This window comes from Abyssisolibacter fermentans, assembly GCF_001559865.1.
GTDB lineage: Bacteria > Bacillota > Clostridia > Tissierellales > MCWD3 > Abyssisolibacter > Abyssisolibacter fermentans.
On record NZ_LOHE01000008.1, the window covers coordinates 1 to 5,993 of the forward strand.

Annotated in this window: 6 protein-coding genes; all 6 read right to left on the reverse strand. The window is 31.0% G+C overall.

The features are described from left to right. Positions 1-56: 56 nt before the first annotated feature. Positions 57-1,067 carry an electron transfer flavoprotein subunit alpha/FixB family protein gene (locus AYC61_RS00935; protein WP_066495462.1) on the reverse strand — a complete coding sequence of 337 codons (1,011 nt, stop codon included), beginning with the start codon at positions 1,065-1,067 and terminating at the stop codon, positions 57-59. A gap of 19 nt (positions 1,068-1,086) precedes the next feature. After that, positions 1,087-1,869 (reverse strand): electron transfer flavoprotein subunit beta/FixA family protein, encoded by a 783-nt coding sequence (locus AYC61_RS00940; protein ID WP_066495465.1) that lies wholly within the window; start codon positions 1,867-1,869, stop codon positions 1,087-1,089. A gap of 13 nt (positions 1,870-1,882) precedes the next feature. Further along, entirely contained in the window at positions 1,883-3,022 is a 1,140-nt protein-coding gene (locus AYC61_RS00945; RefSeq protein WP_066495468.1) for an acyl-CoA dehydrogenase, read from the reverse strand. 357 nt (positions 3,023-3,379) lie between these two features. After that, positions 3,380-4,225, reverse strand: coding sequence for a 3-hydroxybutyryl-CoA dehydrogenase (locus AYC61_RS00950; RefSeq protein ID WP_066495470.1), 846 nt, complete (start codon positions 4,223-4,225; stop codon positions 3,380-3,382). Positions 4,226-4,252: 27 nt separating this feature from the next. Then, entirely contained in the window at positions 4,253-5,032 is a 780-nt protein-coding gene (locus AYC61_RS00955) for a short-chain-enoyl-CoA hydratase (RefSeq protein WP_066495471.1), read from the reverse strand. Between the two features lie 284 nt (positions 5,033-5,316). Continuing rightward, the gene (locus tag AYC61_RS00960; protein WP_066495472.1) at positions 5,317-5,595 is read right to left on the reverse strand and encodes a GIY-YIG nuclease family protein; all 279 of its coding nucleotides are present in this window, start codon (positions 5,593-5,595) and stop codon (positions 5,317-5,319) included. Between the last annotated feature and the right edge of the window lie 398 nt (positions 5,596-5,993).

The window sequence follows — 5,993 nt, forward strand, 5'->3', positions numbered from 1 at the left end:
ACTTTGGAAGTATCATATCAATCCACTAGCTGCTATTTATTATTAAATTACTATTATTATTTATTATCCTTAGCTGTTGCTAATCCATTAATTAAAGCAGGAATAACTTTGTTTACATCTCCTACAATTCCAACATCAGATACTTCAAATATTGGTGCTCCAACATCCTTGTTGATAGCAACAATAAATTCTGATTCTTCCATGCCGGCTAAATGTTGAATAGCTCCTGAAATACCACAAGCAAAGTATAAATCTGGTCTTACTGTTTTACCAGTTTGTCCAACCTGATGATTTCTATCTATCCAACCTGCATCTACAACCGCACGAGAAGCTGCTACTTGTCCATCTAATTCATCTGCTAATCCTTTTATCAAGTCAAAGCTTTCCGCTTTACCCATACCTCTACCACCTGATACAAGTACTTTTGCTTCTTCTATATTAATTTTTTCTTTTGTCTCTTTTACAACTTCTAAAATTTCTATGTTACAATCTTCTTTTGTAAATTCAACTACTAATTCTTCTATCTTTCCTGTCCTTGTTTCATCCTTTTCACATAGTGGCATAACTCCAGGTCTTACTGTAGACATTTGAGGTCTATGCTCAGGACATATAATAGTTGCCATTATGTTTCCACCAAATGCAGGTCTAGTCATTAATAAATTATTAGTCTCTTCATCAATATCCAACATTGTACAATCCGCTGTTAATCCAGTATGAATTCTTGAAGAAACTCTCGGTGCCAAATCTCTACCTATAGAAGTAGCTCCTATTAAAAACACTTCTGGTTTTTTAGTATTTATTACTTCTGTTAAAGCTTTTGTATATGGCTCAGTAGTATATATGTCTAAAGCAGGATTATCTATATATATAACCTCATCTGCACCATAATGTATAAGTGTATCAGCAAGATTCTTTATGTCTTTTCCCAAAACTACACCCGTAACTTTAACTCCTAATTTATCTGCTAGTTCTCTTCCTTTTCCCACTAATTCTAGAGATACTTTTTGTAATTGTCCTTCTCTTTGTTCTGCAAAAACAAATACACCTTTATATTCTGATAAACTCAAGATACTCCCTCCTTAATAACTATATAATGAATTTCTCTTTTAATTTTTTGATAATAATCTTAGCTGCTTCATCCGCTTCAACATCATATACTTGTCCAGCTGATTTAACACCTTTTGTGAAAGATTTTTTAACTTTTGTTGGCGAACCTTTTAATCCAATATTATTTGTATCTACTTCTATGTCAGCTAAGCTCCATTTTATTATTTCTTTTTCTCTATACGCATTAAATACGCCTTTTACTGACATGTATCTTGGTTTGTTCATCTCACTCAAGGTTGTTATTAAGCAAGGTGTTTTAACCTTTAGTTTGTGATAACCATCTTCATACTTTCTCTTTAATATTAAACTATCTCCATCTAATTTTAAATCCTCAACATAACTAACTTGTGGAAGTTTTAAATGTTCAGCTATTTGTGGACCTACTTGAGCTGTATCACCATCTATCGCTTGTCTCCCAGCTATTATTAAATCATACTCTAAATTCTTTATTGCCGCTGCTATTGTTGTTGATGTAGCCCAAGTATCAGCACCAGCAAAGGCTCTATCGCTTAATAGTATAGCCTTATCTGCACCCATAGCCAAAGCTTCTATTAAAGCTTTTTCAGCTTGTGGTGGACCCATTGTAATTACTGTAACTTCTGCTCCTATTTCATCTTTTATTTTAAGCGCAGCCTCAAGACCGCTTTTATCGTCTGGATTTATTATACTTGGAACTCCATCTCTAATAAGAGTACCTGTTTTGGGATCCAATTTTACTTCCGTAGTATCTGGAACTTGCTTAATACATACAACTATTTTCACTTTTACAACCTCCCTATCTAAGCATATTTCCTGCAATAACCATTCTTTGAACTTCTGAAGTTCCTTCATATATTTCAGTTATTTTCGCATCTCTCATCATTCTTTCAATTGGATACTCTCTTGTATAACCATATCCACCATGTAACTGAACTGCTTTAGTTGTAACATTCATAGCCGTTTCAGCTGCAAATAATTTAGCCATAGCAGCCTCATTACTGTAGATTTTTTGTGTATCTTTAGCTCTAGCTGCTCTATAAACTAATAATCTAGCTGCATCAGTAGCTGTTTGCATATCAGCTAATTGGAATTGTGTATTTTGAAATTTAGCAAGACTTCTTCCAAATTGTTTTCTTTCTTTAGTATATTTTACTGTTTCATCAATAGCACCTTGTGCAATTCCTAATGCCTGTGCTGCAATACCAATACGTCCTCCATCTAATGTCTTCATTGCAATAGAAAATCCTTTGCCAATTTTGCCAAGTAAGTTCTCTTTTGGAACTTTACAATTTTCAAATATTAACTCACAAGTAGCAGAACCTTTGATCCCCATTTTAGCTTCTTTTTTCCCGACACTAAACCCTTCAAAATCTTTTTCTACTATAAAAGCAGATATACCCCTTGTACCTTTGCTTTTATCAGTCATAGCCATAATAATATATACATCTGCATAACCAGCATTTGTTATGAATATTTTTGAACCGTTCAATATATAGTAATCTCCATCTATAACTGCTTTTGTTTGTTGAGCTGATGCATCTGTTCCAGCATTAGGTTCTGTTAAACCAAAAGCTCCTAACATTTTACCAGTTAATAGTGGTTTTAAATACTTTTGCTTCTGTTCTTCAGTTCCATGCTCATAAATTGGTGCAGCACATAAAGATGTATGAGCAGAAACTATAACAGCGGTAGTTGCACATGCTTTTGCTAATTCTTCAACAGCCATAGCATACGCTAAGTTGTCTCCACCTTGTCCACCATATTCTTTAGGAAATGGGATGCCTAAGAAACCATATTCACCAAGTTTTTTAACTGTTTCTACAGGGAACATTTCTTTTTCATCAACCTCTTCAGCTAATGGCTTTACTTCTGTTTCAGTAAACTCCCTGTACATTTGTTGCAACATTTGATGTTCTTTTGGAATACGAAAATCCATATTTTTTCCTCCTTATACCCTTTTATGTCTTCAATTATAACTACCTATTCTAATTATAACTTTAATTCATTTTAAATTTAAATGATTATAATTTTCATATTAATGATAAATTATTAACACTTATCACAAACAGTAATTATTGTTTAATAATTACTATTTTTCAATTCTAATATTGTCCATATATTAATTGGAACATTTATAAAAATTATGTATACTGTGCACAATTTTGAAAACGCTTACTCTATCTTGAGTAAGCTATTCTTGTTAAGGATGAATATAATCATCATCCTTAACAAATTATATTAATTATTGTAATCCACTGTAACTTGTGAATTATAATAGATTCTCCCTAGTTAATTATTTTGTGTAATCATAGAATCCTTTTTTAGTTTTCCTTCCCAATAATCCACCTTTTACCATTTTTCTAAGTAATGGATGTGGTCTATATTTAGGATCGCCAAACTCTTTATATAAAACTTCCATTATAGCTAAGTTTACGTCATTTCCTATTAAGTCAGCTAATGCCAATGGTCCTATTGGATGATTTGCACCTAGTTTCATAGCAGCATCTATATCTTCTGCACTTGCAACTCCATCAGCCAATATACCAACTGCTTCATTAATCATAGGAATCAATATTCTATTTACTACAAATCCAGGAGCTTCTTCTACTTCTACAGGTGTTTTCCCAAGATTTTTAGTCATATCTAATATTTTATTTTTAGTCTCATCTGATGTTGCTATACCTTTAATAACCTCAACCAATTTCATAACTGGAACAGGATTGAAAAAATGCATTCCAATAACTTTATCTGGTCTCTTTGTAGCACTTGCTATTTCAGTTATAGATAATGATGATGTATTTGTAGCTAATATTGTATCTTCTTTACAAATTTCATCTAGTTCTGAAAATATTTTTTTCTTTGTTTCCATATTTTCAACAGCAGCTTCTATTACTAAATCAACATCTCTAGCAGTATCTATTTCAGTTGTTGTTTTAATTCTGTTTAAAATTTCATTTTTTACTTCATTAGTTATTCTTTCTTTTTTTACACTTCTATCAAGGTTTTTGGTAATTATTGAAACACCTCTTTGCAATGATTCCTCTTTTCTACTCTTCATTATTACATCGTTTCCAGATTGAGCAAGTACTTGAACAATACCTAAACCCATAGTTCCAGTACCTAAAACCATTATTTTCATTATTCGACCTCCAATATTTTTAAATAATTATTTATTTGTAAATTTTGGTTTTCTTTTTTCAACAAAAGCTGTCATACCTTCTACTTGATCTTCTGTCGCAAAACAAAGTCCGAATAAGTCTTTTTCTATCTCCATTGCTGTTTCTAAATCTGTTTCAAACCCTCTATTTATTGCTACTTTTGAATGTTTAACAGCTATTTGAGCATTGCTAGCTATAGATTTAGCCATTTTTATTGCTTCCTGCATAAGTTGATCCTGCTTAACAATTTTATTTACTAAACCTATTTTTTCAGCTTCAGCTGAATCTATCATTCCCCCAGTAAAGATAAGTTCTTTAGCCTTTGCAATACCAACTATTCTTGGAAGTCTTAGGGTGCCATTAAATCCCGGTATAATACCTAACCCAACCTCTGGTTGTCCAAATTTAGCTTTTTCTCCTGCAATCCTAATATCACAACACATTGCCAATTCACAGCCACCACCTAACGCAAAACCATTAACAGCAGCTATAACTGGTTTTTCCATAAGTTCAATTTTTCTAAAAACATCTGCTCCAAGCTTTCCAAAATTTCTACCTTGCTGTGCATTCAAACCTTTCATTTGAGTTATATCTGCTCCAGCAACAAAAGCTTTACCTTCTCCTGTTAATATTAAAACTTTAATCTCATCATTTGATATTATTTCGTCAACTGCTAAATCTAGTTCTCTCAATATTTCTGAATTTAATGCGTTTAATGTTTTTGGTCTATTAAAACTTAATATACCAATTTCATCTTTTGTTTCTAGTAAAAGATTTTTTAATTTCACTCCTCGACCTCCTTCTAAACTTTGATAATACTAAAGTTTTTGTATTAATTTTACTTCCCCAAATCCCCCTTATTAATGTAATTTTTATAATATGAAACTCCTATTTTATATCTAGGAGTAATCACTCCAACATCTTAGTTCTATGCCTATTCTATAAAATATCGTTGTTTTTCTACATATGTTAATAATGTTATTATATTCTTTTTATTAAATATTTTTTTATTCCATGTAAATAATATCAACATAATAGATAAAAAACAATATTTCCATACATTGTTTTTTATTTAAATTTCATTCAATACCCTTTCTATATCTTTACACTCAATATTTAAAATTAATTCATCTTTCTCTTTTCTTGTCAGTTTTTTTATTTCACATTCTCTTTTCATAGCTTCTACTTTTGTTTTATACTCTTCAAAATACACTAATTTAACAGGCAATCTCCCTCTAGTATACTTAGATGCCTTCCCTTTATTATGTGTGGCAAACCTTTTCCTTAAGTCTGCTGTCCAACCTGTATAATAAGTACCATCATTACAATGCAATATATATGTATAATTCATTATTAATTACTCCTTTTAGTCTTATAATTTATGCAATATTTATTCTATCTATAATTATTACTAAGATATTTAATACTAACCTAATTATAATACTTATTTGCCATAATATCCAAATAACCTTTAAATTTTTTATTTCATTTTATTCACATTATTTTATCAAAGTTATCATATCATTCCCTATATTTTCTAAAATGATAAATAATCCCAGATTATTCATAGAAAATTAAATACCTTTTATAAATGAACCTCATTCTTCGAATGAATAAGCGATTCACATAAAATCACAGATTTTAGTTCTCTGCTCATGATTAGAAGATGTCCATTAAATTCTCGACATACCAACTCGGTATGCCTTCGAATTCACTGAAATCTTCTAATTCAGAAACCTACAGCATATT